At 72.4% G+C, this 17,457-nt stretch carries 16 protein-coding genes and 2 pseudogenes; 12 read left to right on the top strand and 6 right to left on the bottom strand.

Annotated features, from left to right (window positions below):
• Window position 1: 1 nt before the first annotated feature.
• From gcl to QUE40_RS18250, 3 genes are read right to left on the bottom strand one after another with little or no spacing between them, the layout of a single operon-like run.
• Complete coding sequence (gene gcl, locus QUE40_RS18240) at window positions 2-1,786, bottom strand: glyoxylate carboligase (RefSeq protein WP_289233126.1); 1,785 nt, start codon at window positions 1,784-1,786, stop codon at window positions 2-4.
• A complete protein-coding gene (locus QUE40_RS18245) occupies window positions 1,786-2,694 on the bottom strand; it encodes a 2-hydroxy-3-oxopropionate reductase (RefSeq protein WP_289231884.1) in 909 nt (302 codons plus the stop codon). The genes gcl and QUE40_RS18245 overlap by 1 nt, the downstream gene beginning before the upstream one ends.
• Window positions 2,691-3,539 carry a hydroxypyruvate isomerase family protein gene (locus QUE40_RS18250; RefSeq protein WP_289231885.1) on the bottom strand — a complete coding sequence of 283 codons (849 nt, stop codon included), beginning with the start codon at window positions 3,537-3,539 and terminating at the stop codon, window positions 2,691-2,693. The genes QUE40_RS18245 and QUE40_RS18250 overlap by 4 nt, the downstream gene beginning before the upstream one ends.
• 171 nt (window positions 3,540-3,710) lie before the next feature.
• Between QUE40_RS18250 and QUE40_RS18255 the strand changes: the two genes are divergently transcribed.
• Both QUE40_RS18255 and QUE40_RS18260 read left to right on the top strand, forming a co-directional pair.
• Complete coding sequence (locus tag QUE40_RS18255) at window positions 3,711-4,556, top strand: arylamine N-acetyltransferase family protein (protein WP_289231886.1); 846 nt, start codon at window positions 3,711-3,713, stop codon at window positions 4,554-4,556.
• A gap of 52 nt (window positions 4,557-4,608) precedes the next feature.
• Window positions 4,609-5,793, top strand: a pseudogene (locus QUE40_RS18260) (low temperature requirement protein A).
• Here the strand turns inward: QUE40_RS18260 and QUE40_RS18265 are convergent.
• Together QUE40_RS18265 and QUE40_RS18270 are read right to left on the bottom strand one after the other, a co-directional pair.
• Window positions 5,783-7,027, bottom strand: a complete 1,245-nt coding sequence (locus tag QUE40_RS18265) for a DUF6986 family protein (RefSeq protein ID WP_289231887.1) — start codon at window positions 7,025-7,027, stop codon at window positions 5,783-5,785. The pseudogene QUE40_RS18260 and the gene QUE40_RS18265 overlap by 11 nt on opposite strands.
• Window positions 7,024-8,445, bottom strand: coding sequence for an NAD-dependent malic enzyme (locus QUE40_RS18270; RefSeq protein ID WP_142007304.1), 1,422 nt, complete (start codon window positions 8,443-8,445; stop codon window positions 7,024-7,026). Before QUE40_RS18270 ends, QUE40_RS18265 begins: the two co-directional genes overlap by 4 nt.
• 170 nt (window positions 8,446-8,615) lie before the next feature.
• Between QUE40_RS18270 and QUE40_RS18275 the strand changes: the two genes are divergently transcribed.
• The 5 genes from QUE40_RS18275 to QUE40_RS18295 all read left to right on the top strand — a co-directional run bounded on the left by QUE40_RS18275 (window position 8,616) and on the right by QUE40_RS18295 (window position 12,864).
• Window positions 8,616-9,392 (top strand): IclR family transcriptional regulator, encoded by a 777-nt coding sequence (locus tag QUE40_RS18275; protein WP_142007305.1) that lies wholly within the window; start codon window positions 8,616-8,618, stop codon window positions 9,390-9,392.
• A 215-nt stretch (window positions 9,393-9,607) separates the two neighbouring features.
• Window positions 9,608-10,129, top strand: a complete 522-nt coding sequence (gene uraD, locus QUE40_RS18280; protein ID WP_211344627.1) for a 2-oxo-4-hydroxy-4-carboxy-5-ureidoimidazoline decarboxylase — start codon at window positions 9,608-9,610, stop codon at window positions 10,127-10,129.
• A gap of 11 nt (window positions 10,130-10,140) precedes the next feature.
• Entirely contained in the window at window positions 10,141-10,614 is a 474-nt protein-coding gene (gene uraH, locus QUE40_RS18285; RefSeq protein WP_350227012.1) for a hydroxyisourate hydrolase, read from the top strand.
• Window positions 10,535-11,377, top strand: a complete 843-nt coding sequence (gene pucL / locus QUE40_RS18290; protein WP_350227179.1) for a factor-independent urate hydroxylase — start codon at window positions 10,535-10,537, stop codon at window positions 11,375-11,377. The genes uraH and pucL overlap by 80 nt, the downstream gene beginning before the upstream one ends.
• A gap of 5 nt (window positions 11,378-11,382) precedes the next feature.
• On the top strand, window positions 11,383-12,864 hold the full coding sequence (locus QUE40_RS18295) for a nucleobase:cation symporter-2 family protein (RefSeq protein ID WP_142007308.1): 1,482 nt from the start codon (window positions 11,383-11,385) through the stop codon (window positions 12,862-12,864).
• A gap of 441 nt (window positions 12,865-13,305) precedes the next feature.
• Here the strand turns inward: QUE40_RS18295 and thiE are convergent, their stop codons facing one another.
• Window positions 13,306-13,950 (bottom strand): thiamine phosphate synthase, encoded by a 645-nt coding sequence (gene thiE / locus QUE40_RS18300; protein WP_289231888.1) that lies wholly within the window; start codon window positions 13,948-13,950, stop codon window positions 13,306-13,308.
• Between the two features lie 78 nt (window positions 13,951-14,028).
• Between thiE and QUE40_RS18305 the strand changes: the two are divergent.
• From QUE40_RS18305 to QUE40_RS18325, 5 genes and pseudogenes are all read left to right on the top strand, one after another.
• Window positions 14,029-15,059 (top strand): annotated as a pseudogene (locus QUE40_RS18305) (FAD-dependent oxidoreductase).
• A 23-nt stretch (window positions 15,060-15,082) separates the two neighbouring features.
• Window positions 15,083-15,322, top strand: a complete 240-nt coding sequence (gene thiS / locus QUE40_RS18310; RefSeq protein ID WP_289231889.1) for a sulfur carrier protein ThiS — start codon at window positions 15,083-15,085, stop codon at window positions 15,320-15,322.
• A gap of 52 nt (window positions 15,323-15,374) precedes the next feature.
• Complete coding sequence (locus QUE40_RS18315) at window positions 15,375-16,094, top strand: thiazole synthase (protein WP_236022414.1); 720 nt, start codon at window positions 15,375-15,377, stop codon at window positions 16,092-16,094.
• Window positions 16,091-17,104, top strand: a complete 1,014-nt coding sequence (locus QUE40_RS18320; protein ID WP_289231890.1) for a HesA/MoeB/ThiF family protein — start codon at window positions 16,091-16,093, stop codon at window positions 17,102-17,104. Before QUE40_RS18315 ends, QUE40_RS18320 begins: the two co-directional genes overlap by 4 nt.
• Window positions 17,017-17,214 (top strand): rhodanese-like domain-containing protein, encoded by a 198-nt coding sequence (locus QUE40_RS18325; protein ID WP_289233127.1) that lies wholly within the window; start codon window positions 17,017-17,019, stop codon window positions 17,212-17,214. Before QUE40_RS18320 ends, QUE40_RS18325 begins: the two co-directional genes overlap by 88 nt.
• The last annotated feature ends 243 nt before the right edge of the window (window positions 17,215-17,457 follow it).

A 17,457-nucleotide genomic window follows, 5' to 3' on the forward strand; every position in this document is an offset into this window, starting at 1 on the left:
CTCAGTCCAGCAGCGCGACGGTTGCGGTCGGGGCGTCCTCGCCGGCGGCGGCGAGCTCCTCGAACTCGACGACGTTGTCGATCTCGGTGCCCATCGACACGTTGGTGACGCGCTCGAGGATGACCTCGACGACGACCGGCACCTCGAACTCGACGAGCAGCTTCTTCGCCGTCTCCAGCGCCGGCAGGATCTCGTCGGGCTCGGTGACCCGGATCGCCTTGCAGCCCAGGCCCTCGACGACCTTGACGTGGTCGACGCCGTAGCCGGCCGGGGCGTCGCCCTCGGCGTTGACGTTGTCGAACGACAGCTGCACGCAGTAGTCCATCTCGAACCCGCGCTGCGCCTGCCGGATCAGGCCGAGGTAGGCGTTGTTCACCAGCACGTGGATGTACGGGATCTTGAACTGCGCGCCGACCGCGAGCTCCTCGATGAGGAACTGGAAGTCGTAGTCGCCGGACAGCGCGACGACCGTCGCCTCGGGGTCGGCCGTGGCCACCCCGAGCGTGGCCGGGACGGTCCAGCCCAGCGGGCCGGCCTGACCGGCGTTGATCCAGTGCCGCGGCTTGAACACGTGCAGCAGCTGGGCCGCCTGGATCTGCGACAGGCCGATGGTCGAGACGTAGCGGGTGTCGGGCCCGAACGCCTTGTTCATCTCCTGATAGACCCGCTGCGGCTTGATCGGCACGGCGTCGAAGTTGGTCTTGCGCTGCATCGTCGCCTTGCGCTGCCGGCACTCCTCGGCCCACACGGTGCGGTCGGGCAGGGTGCCGTCCGCCTGCTGCTCGCGCGCGACCGCGACGAGCTGCTCGAGGGCGGCCCGGGCGTCGGACACGATGCCCAGGTCGGGCGCGAAAACCCTTCCGATCTGGGTGGGTTCGATGTCGATGTGCACGAACGTGCGGTCCTTGGCGAAGACCTCGACGCTGCCGGTGTGCCGGTTGGCCCAGCGGTTGCCGACGCCCATCACGAAGTCGGAGGCGAGCATCGTCGCGTTGCCGTAGCGGTGCGACGTCTGCAGCCCGACCATGCCGGCCATCAGGTGGTGGTTGTCGGGGATCGTGCCCCAGCCCATCAGGGTCGGGATGACCGGCACGCCGGTGACCTCGGCGAGCTCGACCAGCAGGTCGGAGGCCTCGGCGCTCACGATGCCGCCGCCGGCCACGATGAGCGGACGCTCGGCGGCGTTCATCATCGCCAGCGCCTTCTCGGCCTGGGCCCGGGTGGCCGCCGGCCGCGCGACCGGCAGCGGCTCGTAGGCGTCGATGTCGAACTCGATCTCGGTGAGCTGCACGTCGATCGGCAGGTCGATGAGCACCGGCCCGGGCCGGCCCTCACGCATCAGCCAGAAGGCGCGCTGGAAGGTGCCCGGGACCTGCCCGCCCTCCATCACCGTGACCGCCCACTTGGTGACGGGCGCGGCGATCGAGGCGATGTCGACGGCCTGGAAGTCCTCCTTCTGCAGCTTGGCGACCGGAGCCTGACCGGTGAGGGCCAGGATCGGGATCGAGTCGGCGGAGGCGGCGTACAGCCCGGTGATCATGTCGGTGCCGGCCGGGCCGGACGTGCCGACGCAGACGCCGATGTTGCCGGCCTTCGCGCGGGTGAACCCCTCGGCCATGTGCGACGCCGCCTCGACGTGGCGCGCCAGCACGTGCTTCAGCCCGCCGTGCGCGCGCACCGCGCTGTAGAACGGGTTGATCGCCGCGCCGGGGAGCCCGAAAAGCTGTGTGGCGCCTTCCTTCTCGAGGATCAGGCAAGCCGCGTCGACTGCTCGCATCCGTGCCATCACGCACCGCTCCCGTCGTTCGTCGTGCCGGTCGCCCCGCTCAGGCGTTCGACGCCGCGCAGGAGCCCGCTGTGGTCGAGCCCGCCGTCGCCGTTGGCCCGGGCCGACGCCATGAGCTGGGCGACGACCGCGCCCATCGGCAGCACGACCCCCACCTCGCGGGCGGCGGAGGTCACGATGCCCAGGTCCTTGTGGTGCAGGTCGATCCGGAAGCCCGGGTCGAACGAGCGGGTCAGCATGTTCTCCCGCTTCTGGTTCAGCACGGCGCTGCCGGCGAGTCCGCCGCCGAGCACGTCCATCGCCGCCGCGGTGTCGACGCCGTACGCCTCGAGGAAGACCAGCGCCTCGGCGAGGGCCTCGATGTTGGCCGCGACGATGAGCTGGTTGGCGGCCTTGACCGTCTGGCCGGCGCCGCTCGGGCCGACGTGCACGACCGTCTTGCCGACGGTCTCCAGCAGCGGCTGGGCCTCCTTGAAGTCGGCCTCGTCGCCGCCGACCATGATCGACAGCGCGGCGTTCTTGGCGCCTGCCTCGCCGCCGGACACGGGGGCGTCGAGCAGGCGTACGCCCGCCTCACCGGCCGCCTCGGCCAGCTCCTTGGTCACGTCGGGGCGGATCGAGGAGAAGTCGATCACCAGCGCGCCCTTCGGCACGTTGGCGAGGACGCCGTCCTCCCCGAGCAGGACGTCCTGCACGTCGGGGGAGTCGGGCACCATCACGCACACGACCTCGGCGTCCTTGACGGCCTCGGCGGTGCTGTCGGCGGCGGTGCCGCCGGCCTCGACCAGCGGCTGGGTGGCCTCCGGCGAGCGGTTGAACCCGGTGACGTCGTAGTCACCGTTCTGCAGGTGGACGGCCATGGGCGACCCCATGATGCCCAGCCCGATGAATGCGACCTTCGTGCTCATGCGTGGCTCCTAGCGGAATCTGCACCGGCGCTGCGCTCGGCGCGCGGCAGCCACGCGTCGAGCCCTTCGGTGGTGGTGGAGGTGGTCTTGTACTCGAGGGCGACGTAGCCGCTGTAGCCCTGCTGGGCCAGCTCGTCGAGGTAGCGGTCGAGGTCGAGGTCGCCGGTGCCCGGCTCCCCGCGACCGGGGTTGTCGGCGATCTGCACGTGCGCCGCACGCCCGCCGTACGTCTGCACGGCCGCCTCGACGTCGTCGCCGTTGGCCGCGAGATGGTAGAGATCGCAGAGGAATCCGAGGTTCTCGGCTCCGGTCTCGGCGCGCACGCGGTCGATCACCGCGACGGCCTCGGCGGCGGTCTTGAGCGGGTAGGCGGGGGTGCCGCTCACCGGCTCGATCAGCACGGTGCCGTCGATCTCGGCGACGGCCGCGGCGGCCTCGCCGAGCATCGTCGTGGCCTGAGCGTCGGCGGTCTCGGCGTCGACGCCGACCACGCGGTTGCCGTACAGACCGTTGAACGCCCGGCACCCGAGGCGCCGCCCGATCTCGACGACGACCGGGATGTTGGCGCGCAGCTCCTCCTCGCGCTCGGGCCAGGCGAACAGGCCGCGGTCGCCGCCGGGCATGTCGCCGGCGAAGAAGTTGAGGCCGACCAGCTGCACGCCGGCGGACTCGATCGCCTGCACGAACGCGTCGACCTCCTCCTGGCTCGGGGTCGCGGTCGGCCACGGCCACCACGACTCGACGGCGTCGAAGCCGGCGTCGGCGGCGGCCTGCGGGCGCTCGAGGAAGGGCACCTCGGTGAACAGGATCGACAGGTTGACCGCGTAGCGGCGTGGGCTCGGCATCTGGCTGGCTCCTTGCTGGATCGTTCTCCGTAGTCCTGCATTCCGTAATGCGGAAGAACTATTCCGATGTGAGGAATCTAAGGGTGACCCGGCGGTAGGTCAAGGTCCGTCCACCCACCGGCTGCGGCCGCTCCGGTCGGCGCCCCCGACGCCGCCCGCGAGGATGAGGTCATGCCCTGGGACTCCTCCGCCCTCGACCTCGACGCCTACCTCGCCCGCACCGGGGCGAGCGTCCGGCCGCCGTCGCTCGCCGCGCTCACCGACCTGCTCGTCGCGCACGCGCGCACCTTCCCCTTCGACAACGTCGACGTGCTCCTCGAGCAGCACCCGGGCGTCTCGCTCGAGGTCGTCCAGGAGAAGTTCGTGGGCCGCGGCCGCGGCGGCTACTGCTTCGAGCACGGCACCCTGGTGCACGCGGTGCTCGACCGACTCGGCTATGCGGTCGAGCCCCACCTCGGGCGCGTCGGCGACGTGCGCGAGGGCTCGCGCACCCACCTGACCCTGGTGGTGACGCTCGACGGCGTGCGCTATCTCTGCGACCCGGGGATCGGCGTCCCGCCGCTCGCCCCCGTCGCGCTCGCCGACCACGCGCAGGCACCAGAAGGCTTGTGGCCGCACGAGATTCGCGAGACCGGCCAGGAGCAGCCGGGCGGCTCGGCGTGGGAGCTGTGGCGGCGGCGCACCGACGAGTGGGAGCTGATGCACCTGGTCGACGAGCTCCCCGCGCGACGCATCGACGTCGAGATGGGGCACTTGTGGACCAGCACCGCACCCACGTCGCACTTCCGCAGCGCGCTGATCGCCAACCGGCACCAGGTCGACCCCGACGGCACCCCCGCGCTGGTCACGATCAACGAGCACGCGATCACCGAAGGCCGCGCCGGCGAGGAGCCCGTGCGCCGGACGTACGACCTCGCCGAGCTGCCCGAGCTGCTCACCCGGGTCGGCGCGCACCTGAGCGAGGACGAAGCCGCGCGGCTGATCGAGCGGGTGCGCGAGCTGCGGGGCCTACCGTGAAGCCATGACCACCGAGTCCGCCGGCAGCCGCACGCGGCTGCGCCTGGCGCCGATGCGGCCGCGTGACCCCAGCGAGCCGGGGCGCTCGGCCTCCACCCTCGAGCTGTTCTTCGACCTGGTCTTCGTCGTCGCGGTGAGCATCGCCTCGGTGCAGCTGCACGAGTCGCTCACCGAGGCGCACGTGGTCGACGGCCTGGTGTCCTACGCCCTGATCTTCTTCGCGATCTGGTGGGCGTGGATGAACTTCACCTGGTTCGCGACCTAGTTCGGGACCGACGACTGGCTCTACCGGCTGCTCACGATCGTGCAGATGGCCGGGGTGCTGATCCTCGCCGCGGGGATCCAACCGCTGTTCGCCGACGGCGACTTCACGCTCGCGGTCGCGGGTTACGTCGTCATGCGGGTCGGGTTGGTGGCGCAGTGGATCCGCGCCTCCATCTCCAACCCCGACCTGCGCCGCACGACGCTGACCTACGCCGTCGGCGTGACGGTCATGCAGATCCTGTGGATCGCGACGCTGCCCCTGGAGGGGACGGCACGCTACGTCGTGGTCCCCCTGCTCGTCGCCGGGGAGATCTCGGTGCCGGTGCTCGCCGAGCGGCAGCGGGCGCTGCCGTGGCACCCGCACCACATCACCGAGCGCTACGGGCTGTTCACCCTGATCCTGCTCGGCGAGAGCCTGCTCGGCTCGTCCAACGCGATCATCGAGGGGCTGCGCGGCGAGCACGACCTGGTGCAGCTCGTCTCGGTCGCGGTGCTGACCCTGGTGTCGACGGCCGCCCTGTGGTGGATCTACTTCTGGCCGCCGCACCACGAGTCGATCGGCAGCCTGGGCCGGTCGGTGCGCTACGGCTACACCCACTACTTCGTGTTCGCCGCGGCGGGCGCCCTGTCGGCCGGCATCGAGGTCGAGCTCGACGTGATCAACGGCGACTCCAAGCTGTCCGACGTCGCGGCGGCCTTCACCTTCACCGTGCCCGTGGCGGTGTTCATCCTCGGCATCTGGTGGATCGCGATGTGCGACTACGCCGACCGGTTCACCAACATCGTGATCCCGGCCGGCGCCGCGCTGATCCTGCTCGACCCGATCGTCCCGCTGCCGTTCGCGATCACCTCGGTCGTGCTCGTCGTGATGGTCGTCGTGCTCGTGGTCCACCCGACGGTGCAGCGCGGTCAGGGCGAGGGCGACCGGCCTCTCGTGCAGTACGAACGGGAGCAGCGCGGGCTCAACGAGTGAGCGCCACCAGGTCGGCCTCGGTCAGCCCGGTGGCCGCCGCGACATCGCCGGAATCGACTGCGCCGCAACGCATCCCGCGCAGCAGTGCGTGCGAGAGCATCCGCGCGGTGGCGGGCTCGTCCATCACGTCGCTCTCCACCCGCGCGACGTACGCCTTCAGCCGGGCGGCCGCGCTCGGCGCCGCCCGCCGGAAGAAGGTGTAGGTCGCGAGGTAGCGCGAGACCAGGTGGCCCGGGTGCATGTCCCAGCCCTGGTAGATCCCTCGCACCAGCGACCGGTCGACCAGCCCGGCGTGCAGCCGCCAGGTCGCGGCCGCCTGCTCGGCGTCGCCGAACGCGACGACGTTGGTGGAGCCGTCGCTCATCCGCACGCCGGTCTGGGCGGCGGCCACCTGCATCACGAACTTGGCGTGGTCGGCGGCCGGGTGGTCCAGCGACTGGTAGGCCGCCGCGATGCCGAGCCCGGCGCTGTAGTCGAACGTCCCGTAGTGCAGCGAGCTGGCCCGTCCCTGCGCCGCGCCGATCATCCGCGCGACCGCCGCCGTGCCGTCGGCGGCCATGATCGACTGCGCGGTCTCGACCTGGATCTCGAACGTGATGGCGCCGACCCCGAGCCCGTACGCCTGCTCCAGCCGCTCGCACGCCGTCGCCATCGCCTCGACCTGGGCGACGGAGGTGACCTTGGGCAGGGTCAGGGTGAAGCCGTCGGGCAGCGCGCCGCCGTCGGCGAACGCGCCGACGACCTGGGTCAGCGTGCGCACCCCGCGCGCCCGGGTGGGCGCCTCGAAGCTCTTGAACCGCACGCCGAACCACGGCGGCCGGGTGCCGTCGTCGGCCATCCGGCGGAACGCCTCGACGGTGCCGCGCAGGTGGGCGTCCTCGACGTCGTCGGGCCGCAGGCCGTAGCCGTCCTCGAGGTCGACCCGCAGGTCCTCGACCGGCTCGACCTGCAGCTTGCCGCGCACCGCGTCGTACGCCTCGCTCACCTCGCCCGGGTCGAACCCGGTGGCCGCGGCGAGGGTCGGTGCGTCGGGGGCGAAGGTGTCGAGCAGCCGCAGGGCCTCGGTGCCCCACTCGCGCACGGTGCCGGCGCCGAACCGGTCGGCGGGGACGTACACCGTGTGCACGGGCTGCCGGTCGACCCGCTCGCCGGGATAGCGCGCGGCGAGCTCGGCGTCGGCCTGCTGCAGCTGCCGGTCGAGCTCGGCGGTGAGCTCGGTGGTGACGTCGGTCATGAACGGCCCACCTCCGTGGTCTTGCCCTTGGCGATCTCGGCCTTGGCGACGTCGGCGACGGCCTCGGCCACGGCCGGTGCGACCTCGGGGTCGAACACGCTCGGGACGATGAAGCTGGCGTTGAGCTCGTGCTCGCCCACGCACGCGGCGATCGCGCGCGCGGCGGCGGAGAGCATGTCGTCGGTGATGTCGCTCGTGCCGCCGTCGAGCAGCCCGCGGAAGAAGCCGGGGAAGGCCAGCACGTTGTTGATCTGGTTGGCGAAGTCGCTGCGGCCGGTCGCGACGACCGCGGCGTGCTCGGCGGCCGCGACCGGGTCGACCTCGGGCACCGGGTTGGCCATCGCGAACACGATGGCGTCGTCGGCCATCCGGGCGATGTCGTCGCCGGTGAGCAGGTCGGGTGCGGACACGCCGATGAACACGTCGGCGTCGACCAGCACCTCGGCGAGCGTGCCGGTGCGGCGCTCGAGGTTGGTGTGGGCGACGAGCCACTCGCGCATCTCGCCCGAGCCGGGCTTGGCCTCGGTGACGGCGCCGTGCCGGTCGCACCCGATGACGTCGGTCGCGCCCTCGGCCAGCAGCAGCTTGATGATCGCGGTGCCGGCCGCGCCCACGCCGCTCACGACGATGCGCACGTCGCCGATCTTCTTGCCGACGACCTTCAGCGCGTTGACCAGCGCGGCGAGCGTGACGATCGCGGTGCCGTGCTGGTCGTCGTGGAAGATCGGGATGTCCAGCTCGTCGCGCAGCCGCTTCTCGATCTCGAAGCAGCGCGGCGCCGAGATGTCCTCGAGGTTGACCCCGCCGTAGACCGGGGAGATCGCCTTGACGATCTGCACGATCTCGTCGGTGTCCTGCGTCGCGAGGCAGACCGGCCAGGCGTCGACGTCGGCGAACCGCTTGAACAGCGCCGCCTTGCCCTCCATGACGGGCAGCGCCGCCTCCGGCCCGATGTTGCCGAGGCCGAGCACGGCCGAGCCGTCGGTGACGACCGCGACGGTGTTGCGCTTGATCGTGAGTCGCCTTGCGTCCTCAGGCTTCTCGGCGATCGCGGTGCACACTCGGGCGACGCCGGGGGTGTACGCCCGGCTCAGGTCGTCGCGGTGCTTCAGCGACACCTTGGGCGTGACCTCGATCTTGCCGCCGATGTGCAGCAGGAAGGTGCGGTCGCTGACCTTGTCGACGGTGAACCCGTCGAGCGCCTCGATCGTGGCCCTGATCTGCTCCACGTGCTCCTGGCCGGAGGCGTTGCAGCCCACGTCGACGAGGATCGCGTCGTGCCGGCTCTCCGCGACGTCGAGCGCGGTGACCATGGCCCCGGCCTCGGCGATGGCGCTCGACAGGCGCGCGGTGGCCGACGGATCGGTGGGGCAGGCGACCCGCAGGGTGATGGAATAGCCAGGGCTCGGAGCTGACACGTGAATCTCCTGGGGTTCGTGGGTCCGGCTCCTCCTCCGGGAGCCGCTTGCTGCGCTGCGCGTCTCCCGGCATCGTCGCCGAACCGGTGGGGCTCTGGTGCAAATGTTCTGCGATGCGGAGTGTAGATTCCATCCATCGGAATGACGAGTCTGTCTCACGAGGAGCACCCATGGTCGACACCCCGGCCGACAAGACGCGAGCGGGAGGCGTCCAGTCGGTGGCGCGCGCCCTCGACATCCTCGAGGTGGTCGACGCCGCCGGCGGCGAGACCTCGCTGAGCCAGATCAGCGCGGCCACCGGTCTGCCGATGCCGACCATCCACCGCATCGTGCGCACCCTCGTCGACCGGTCGTACCTGCGCCAGCTGCCCGACCGGCGCTACGCCCTCGGAACCCGGCTCATCCCGCTCGGCAACAGCGCCCGCGAGGGGTTCGGCGCCCGGGCCGCGCGCGAGCTCGCCGCGGTGGTGCACGAGTTCGGGGAGACGGTCAACCTCGCGACGCTCGACGGCGACCAGCTGGTCTACGTCGGCCAGGTGCCCTCGCCGCGCGCGATGCGCATGTTCACCGAGCTCGGCCAGCACGTGCAGCCGCACTGCCGTGCGGCCGGCAAGGCCCTGCTGTCGCGGCTGCCCGACGACGAGGTGCGCGCGCTGCTCGACCGGGTCGGCATGCCGGCGATGACGCCCAGCACCATCACCGACCCCGACGTGCTGCTGCGCCAGCTCGCCGACGTGCGCACCGAGGGCTATGCCACCGAGGACGGCGAGATGGAGCTCGGCGTGCGCTGCGTCGCCGTGCCCGTCCCGAGCGAGCAGGGCAACTTCTCGATCTCGCTGTCGGCGCCGGAGTCGCGCCTGACCGACGACGTGCGCGATCGTGCCCTCCCCGTGCTGCGCACCGTCGCCGAGCGGCTGGCCGAGCAGCTGGAGCCCGGCGCAGCCTGAGTCGGCGGCCGGGCGGGGGCGCTCGCCCGGCCGTCGGGCGGGGACGCTCGCCGGCCGCCGTCGCGGCGCCGGTTACCCCCGGGTGTGAGGTATATCTCGAAAACCCTTGACGGCACTGACCGTCTCCGGTCTACTTTCTGGATACGGAATACAGATTCCGCATCGCGAAACATCCAGCAGGCCGCGCGGGAGCGCCAAGACCGGGAGACGACCCAGTGCCGGACGACCAGCAGCTGACCCTCGAGCGGCTCAACGCCGCTCCCGCCGAGCAGCTGCGCGAGACCCTGCGGGCCTGCTGCGCCAGCGACGCCTGGGTCGACCAGCTGCTCGCCCACCGCCCCTACGCGGACCGAGCCGCCGCGCTCGCCGGCTCCGACACCGCCATGGGCGAGATCGCCGACGCCGACGTCGACCAGGCGCTCGCCGGCCACCCGCGCATCGGGGACCGCGCCGAGGGCGAGGGCACCGACGCTCGCTGGAGCCGCGAGGAGCAGGCGTCGGTCGCCGACGCCGGCGATGACGTACAGCAGCAGCTGCGCGACGGAAACCTTTCCTACGAAAGGCGATTCGACCGCGTCTTCCTCATCCGTGCCGCGGGCCGCAGCCCGCAGGAGATGCTCACCGAGCTGACCCGCAGGCTCGACCAGGACGACGAGACCGAGCGCGCCGAGGTGCGCGAGCAGCTGCGTCAGATCACCCGGCTGCGCCTCGAGCGGGCGCTGTCGCCCACGGAGTGAAGGAGCGCCCCATGTCCACGCTGTCCACCCACGTGCTCGACGCCGTGTCCGGCAACCCGGCCACCGGCATGCGTGTCGAGGTGCAGTCCCGGTCGCAGACCGGCGCCGACCCGCAGACCGTCGGGTCCGGCACCACCAACGACGACGGCCGGGTCGCCGAGCTGGTCCCAGAGGGACTGGCCCCCGGTGACTACCGGATCGTCTTCGCCACCGGCGAGTGGTTCGCCGCCCAGGGCGTCACGGGGTTCTACCCCGAGGTCGCCATCACGTTCACGGTGGACGAGGAGCGGCACTACCACGTGCCGGTGCTGCTCAGCCCGTTCGCCTTCTCCACCTACCGAGGAGCTGATCCATATGTCCTACGTGCTCGGGCACAACCAGTACGGCAAGGCCGAGGTGCACGCGGTGCGCGTCTATCGCGACGGCGGGCGCGAGGCGGAGCACGAGATCGTCGACTACAACGTCTCGGTCGCCCACCAGGGTGACTTCGAGGACGCCCACGTCACCGGCGACCAGGCCAAGGTCCTCACCACCGACGCGACCAAGAACACGGTCAACGCGTTCATGAAGGAGCACGGCGACGAGGCCCGTGAGCCCGAGGGTCTGGCCCTCGCGCTCGCCCGCCACTTCGTCGACACCGTCCCGCAGATCACCAGCTGCCGGGTCAACGTCGAGGCCTTCCCGTGGGAGCGGGCGCACGGCACCCCGCACGGCTTCGTGCGCAACAAGGACTACGTGCGCACGGTCACCGTCACCAAGACCCCCGACGCGGAGTACGTCGTCTCCGGGCTGAAGGACCTGACGGTCCTGAAGACCACGGACTCGGAGTTCCACGGGTTCTACGAGGACAAGTACACGACGCTGAAGCCGACGAAGGACCGCATCATGGCGACCGACGTCAAGGCGCAGTGGCTGCACAACGGCACCGACGTCGACTGGGGCAAGAGCTTCTCCACCGTGCTCGACGCGGTGACCAGCTCGTTCGCCAACGCCTACTCGTACGCCCTCCAGCAGACGATCTGGGACATGGGCACCGCGGTGCTCGACGCGGCCGACTCGGTCAGCGAGATCCGTTTCTCCTGCCCCAACAACCACCACTTCGTGATCGACCTGTCGCCGTTCGGGCTCGAGAACGAGTTCGAGGTGCACCACGCCGACGACCGGCCGTACGGCCTGATCGAGGCGACCATCCAGCGCGACGAGTCCTCCTCGAACAGCAAGGCGTTCGACCCCGGCCAGGCCTGGTGATCTGAATGAGCGAGGCCAGCGGCACCAGCACCGCCACGCGTCACCCGGTCGACACCCCGATGGCCCCCGGGCCCTCGATCCTCTACGGCCTGCAGCACGTCCTGAGCATGTACGCCGGCGTCGTCGCCGTGCCGCTCATCATCGCCGGGGCGTTCAAGCTCTCGACCGCCGACACGATCTACCTGGTCTCGGCCTCGCTCTTCATGGCCGGGCTGGCGACGATCCTGCAGACGATCGGCGTGTGGAAGATCGGCGCCCGGCAGCCGATCGTGCAGGGCACCTCGTTCGTCGCGGTGTCCACGATGCTCGCGATCGGTGCCGCCACCGGCGGCGGCGCGGCGGGGCTGCAGCGGATCTACGGCGCGCTGATCGTCGCCGGCGTGGCCGGCTTCCTGATCGCGCCGATCTTCACCCGGCTGCTGCGCTTCTTCCCCGAGGTCGTCACCGGCACGGTCATCACGATGATCGGTCTGTCGCTGATCCCGGTCGGTGTCGGCTGGGCGATGGGTGGCGTCGGCACGCCGGAGTTCGGCCAGCCGAAGCACCTGGCGCTCGCCGGCGCCACGCTGGTGCTGATCGTGCTGATCTATCGCTTCCTGCCCGGCTTCTTCAGCCGCATCGCGATCCTGCTCGGCCTGGTGCTCGGCACGCTCGTGGCGCTGCCGTTCGGGATGGCCGACTTCGGCGCGATCGGCGAGGCGCGGGCGTTCCAGGTGCCGACGCCGTTCCACTTCGGCGCCCCGACCTTCGAGGTCAGCGCGATCGTCTCGATGTTCATCGTGATGCTGGTGATCATGACCGAGGCCACGGCCGACATCCTGGCCCTCGGCGAGGTCACCGAGAAGCACGCCGACCGCGACACCGTCACCAACGGTCTGCGGGCCGACACCCTCTCGACCGCCGTCGCCGGCGTGTTCAACAGCTTCTCGCTGAGCGCGTTCGCGCAGAACGTCGGGCTCGTCGCGATCACCGGCATCCGCAGCCGCTACGTCGTCGCCGTCGGCGGCGGGATCCTGGTGCTGCTCGGCCTGTTCCCGGTGCTCGGCGCGTTCGTCGCCGCGGTGCCGATGGCGGTGCTCGGCGGTGCGGGTCTGGTGCTGTTCGGCACGGTCGCCGCGAGCGGCATCCGCACGCTGAAGGGCGTCGACTTCTCCGGCAACAGCAACATCGTCATCGTCGCCACCTCGATCGCCTTCGGCATGGCGCCGATCGTGCAGCCGGAGGTGTGGGAGCACTTCCCGGCCTGGTGGCAGACGATCTTCGACTCCGGCATCACCTCGGCCGCGATCATGGCGGTGCTGCTGAACATCGTGTTCAACATCATCGGCCGCGAGACCGACGAGGGTCCGGTGTTCTCCCACGGTGGCGCCCCCGGCGCGATCAGCGACGAGGACGAAGAGCGCCTCGACCCGCGCGGCGAGCGCCGCGACCGCGGCCAGGCCGACCGCAGCGACCTGCCGAGCGGCCGGCGCCGCCGGGAGGACTAGCCCGGCGAAGGCGTACGTCGTCGGGGCGGGGCGACGACGGCGGCCCACAAAGTACGACGGCGGCACAGATCTTTTCTGTGCCGCCGTCCTGGTTACTGTGCCGCCCTCGACGATGCCGGGCGGGTGAGCCTGCGAGCCCGGCCGGAGGAGGAGAGGCGGCCGAACGGTATTCCTGTGCCGCCCTCGACGATGCCGGGCGAGTGAGCCTGCGAGCCCGGCCGGAGGAGGAGAGGCGGCCAACGGGCGTTCCTGTGCCGCCGTCGACGATGGCTCCTGGGGGTGGGCCGGGCAGCCGGGCGCGGGCGTACGATCGGTCGCACCACACGGGAGCCCGAGCACGGGCTGAGATCAGGCTGACGCTGCCGAGACCGTCGAACCTGTCCGGGTCATGCCGGCGTAGGAAGTAGGGGTCCGATGAGCATCGTCCCGGGCGCGCCCGCGTCAGGGCAGAGCGGGCAGCCGGTCGCGCAGCCGGCGCGCCGCCTCGGCCGGGTCGTCGGCCTCGGTGATCGCGCGCACCACGACGACCCGGCTGGCGCCTGCCGCGACGACCGCGTCGACGGTGTCGTGGTCGATCCCGCCGATCGCGAACCACGGGCGGCTCGCCCCACTGACCCGGTCGGCCTCGGCAGCGGCGCGCACGAGCTCCAGGCCGGCGGGCGTACGTCCGGGCTTGGTGGGCGTCGCCCACACCGGTCCCACGCAGAAGTAGCCCAGACCGGCCTCGGCGCGGGCGGCGGCCAGCTGCGCCGGGTCGTGGGTGGACAGGCCGAGCGCGACGGCGTCACCGACGATGCGGCGCGCCTGCGGGCGCGGGAGGTCACCCTGGCCGAGGTGCAGCACGGGCGCGGCGGAGACCGCGGCGACGTCGGCCCGGTCGTTGACCGCCCACAGCCGGCCGTGCCGCTCGGCGGCCGCGCGCAGGGTGGCGAGCAGCTCGAGCTCCTCGGCCGCCTCGATGGTCTTGTCGCGCAGCTGGACGATGTCGACCCCGCCGGCGTAGGCCGCGTCGACGAAGGCGGCGAAGTCCCCGCGGTCGCGGCGGGCGTCGGTGCAGACGTACAGCTGGGCGCGGGAGAGGTGCACCCGGCGAGCGTAGGCGCGCGGTGCGACGTGGTCGTCGTCGGCGGGGGCGTGGTCGGGCTCGCGATCGCGTGGGAGCTGGTGCGTTCGGGTCGGGACGTGCGCCTGGTCGACCCCGAGCCGGCGTCCGGGGCGACCCACGCCGCGGCCGGGATGATCGCGCCGATCAGTGAGCAGCGGCTCACCGAGCCGGCGCTGCACGCGGCGGCCGAGGCGTCGGCGGCGGCCTACCCCGCCTTCCTCGGCGCGGTGCCGGGTGGCGGTGGGTGCGGGTTCGAGAGCGTCGACACGTTGCTCCTCGCGGTCGACGACGCCGACCGGCGAGCGCTCGACGACATCGCCGCCCGGCACCCGGGGAGGTGGAGCAGGTGAGCCTGCGCGAGGCGCGCCGGCTCGAACCGCTGCTCGGTCCGCGGGTGGTCGCCGCGAGGCGCGTGCAGGAGCACCGGGTCGACCCGCGGGCGCTCGCGGCCGCGCTGCAGGGCGCGCTCGCGGATCGCGTGGTCCGGGCCCGGGTGGTCGGTCTGCTGCCCGCTGACGCTGACGCCGACGCCGTCACCGGGGTGCGGCTCGCGGACGGCACGACGATCTGCGCAGACGAGGTCGTGGTCGCGAGCGGTCTCGGGGCGGCCGACCTGCCGGGGATGCCGTTCGCCCCGCCACTGCGGCCCGTGCACGGCGACATCCTGCGACTCGAGGCACCCGCCGGGCTCCGGCCGTTCCTGACCCGCACCGTGCGCGCGCACGTGCGCGGCTCCAGGGTCTACCTCGTGCCGCGCCTCGACGGCACGGTCGTGATCGGCGCGACGCAGCGCGAGCACGGCGGCGCCGGGGTGTCGGCGGGCGGGGTCTACGAGCTGCTGCGCGACGCCGTGGCCGTGATCCCTGCCGTGGCCGAGCTGACCCTGCTCGAGACCACGGCCCGCCCGCGCCCGGTCACCCCGGACAACGCCCCGCTGCTCGGCCGCGCGGCGCCCGGACTGCTCGTCGCGACCGGCTTCGGCCGGCACGGCGTGATGCTCGCACCGCTGGCCGCCCAGGCGGTCGCCCAGCTGGCCGAGGGCCGTACGCCATCCCTCGCCGACCCGTTCCGTCCCGATCGCTTCTCCTGAAGACCCCGCCCCTTGGAGGTTCCATGATCGACATCCAGCTCAACGGCGCCCCGACGCGCGTGGAGGAGGGCGCGGCCGTCGTCGACCTGGTGGCCGACCTCACCGGTCGCGACATCCGGCCCGACGGCACCGCGGCCGACGGTGTCGCCCTCGGCCTCGCGGTCGCCGTGAACACCGCGGTCGTCCCGCGCAGTCGCTGGAGCGAGGCGCGGCTGGCCGCGGGCGACGAGGTCGAGGTGCTCACGGCGGTGCAGGGTGGCTGAGCAGCTCGACCCGTTCGAGGTCGCCGGGGCCACCTTCTCCTCCCGGCTCATCATGGGCACCGGCGGGGCGGAGAGCCTCGCCGACCTGGACGCCGCGCTCGCGGCCTCCGGCACCGAGCTCACCACGGTGGCCGTACGCCGGTTCGCGCCCGGCGACGGAGCGGGGCTCTATCCGTTGATCGCCGGGCGCGGCATCCGGCTGCTGCCCAACACGGCCGGCTGCTTCACCGCGCGGGAGGCGGTGCTCACCGCCGAGCTCGCCCGCGAGGCGTTCGAGACCGACTGGGTCAAGCTCGAGGTGATCGCCGACGAGGACACCCTGCTGCCCGACGGCGCCGAGCTGATGGACGCGACCGAGCAGCTGGTGCAGCGTGGGTTCTCGGTGTTCGCGTACACCAACGACGATCCTGCGCTCGCGCTGCGGCTGGAGCACCTGGGGGCGGCGGCGGTCATGCCGCTCGGGGCGCCGATCGGCACCGGCCTCGGCATCCTCAACCCGCACAACATCGAGCTGATCGTCGCCCGCGCGTCGGTGCCGGTCGTGCTCGACGCGGGCATCGGCACGGCGTCGGACGCCGCGCTCGCGATGGAGCTCGGCTGCGACGCGGTGCTGCTGGCCACGGCGATCACCCGCGCCGACGACCCGGCCGGGATGGCCGCGGCGTTCCGGCACGCCGTGATCGGCGGACGCCTCGCTGCGCGCTCGGGCCGGATCCCGCGGCGCGAGCACGCCCTCGCCTCCTCGCCGATGACCGGAAGGCCGGACCTGTGAGCGCCCCACTCGTCGAACCGACCGGCCTGCTGGACGACGCCGCCCGCGACCGCTACGCCCGCCAGCTCGCCCTGCCCGGCATCGGCGAGACGGGGCAGCGCCGGCTCGCCGCGGCGCGGGTGCTCGTGGTCGGCGCCGGCGGGCTCGGTACGCCTGCCCTGGCCGCCCTCGCCGCGGCCGGGGTCGGCACGATCGGCGTCGTCGACGACGACGTGGTCGAGACGACGAACCTGCACCGCCAGCTGCTGCACGGCACGTCCGACGTCGGTCGCCCGAAGACGACGTCAGCGCGCGAGGCGATGCTGGAGATCAACCCGACCGTCACGGTGCGCGAGCACCGCGAGCGGCTGACGAGCGCGAACGCGGACCGGGTGCTCGCGGACTACGACGTGGTGGTCGACGGCTCCGACAACTTCGCGACCCGGTACCTCGTCGCCGACGCCGCCGAGCGTCGCGGCATCCCGACCGTCTGGGGTGCGGTGCTCGGCTTCACCGGCCAGGTGAGCGTGTTCTGGCCGCCGCACGGACCGGCCTATCGCGACCTGCACCCCGACGTCCCCGAGGGTGCGGCGACCTGCCAGACCGGTGGCGTGCTCGGGATGGTGTGCCACGCCGTCGGCGCGGTGCTGGCGGCGGAGACGGTCAAGCTCGTCACCGGCGCCGGCACCCTCTGCTCGGACGGCTGCTGCTGTTCGACGCGCTCGCGGCCACCTGGCGCACGCTCACCATCACGGCGGACCCCGGGCGCCAGTCGTCCGCGGCGGTCCCGGTGCGCGCAGCGGGCGACCGGACCAGCAACCGCGGCAGTACGCCCGCCTCGCCCCGCCCGGGCGTCGTCACCCCGGGCGCGCTCGGCAGGGAGCTCGCCGCAGGCCGTGGCCCGGTCGTCATCGACGTGCGCGAGCCGGACGAGACCGACGGCATCGTCCCCGGCTCGCTGCGGATCCCTCAGGGGCGCATCGCCTCCGCGGCGCAGATCGACGCGCTCGACGTCGCCGAACCGGTGGTGACCGTCTGCGCGTCGGGTGCGCGCGCGGCCCAGGTCGCGGCGCTGCTCGCCGATCGCGGCTTCCGCGACGTGCGCTCGCTCGCGGGCGCGGTCACCGCGGTCCGCCCCTGACCAGGGGCAGCCGTCGGGAGAGCTGGCGAGGGCGTACGGCACCCGGCGGAGCCGACGACGGCGGCCCACAAACCACGACGGCGGCACAGATCTTTTCTGTGCCGCCGTCGTGGTTACTGTGCCGCCCTCGACGATGCCGGGCGGGTGAGCCTGCGAGCCCGGCCGGAGGAGGAGAGGCGGCCGAAGGATGCTCCCTTGCCGCCGTCGACGATGCCGGGGCCGGGGCCTGCGTAAGGACCGCCC

It is taken from the genome of Barrientosiimonas endolithica, from assembly GCF_030296655.1.
In the GTDB taxonomy this organism is placed as follows: domain Bacteria; phylum Actinomycetota; class Actinomycetes; order Actinomycetales; family Dermatophilaceae; genus Barrientosiimonas; species Barrientosiimonas humi.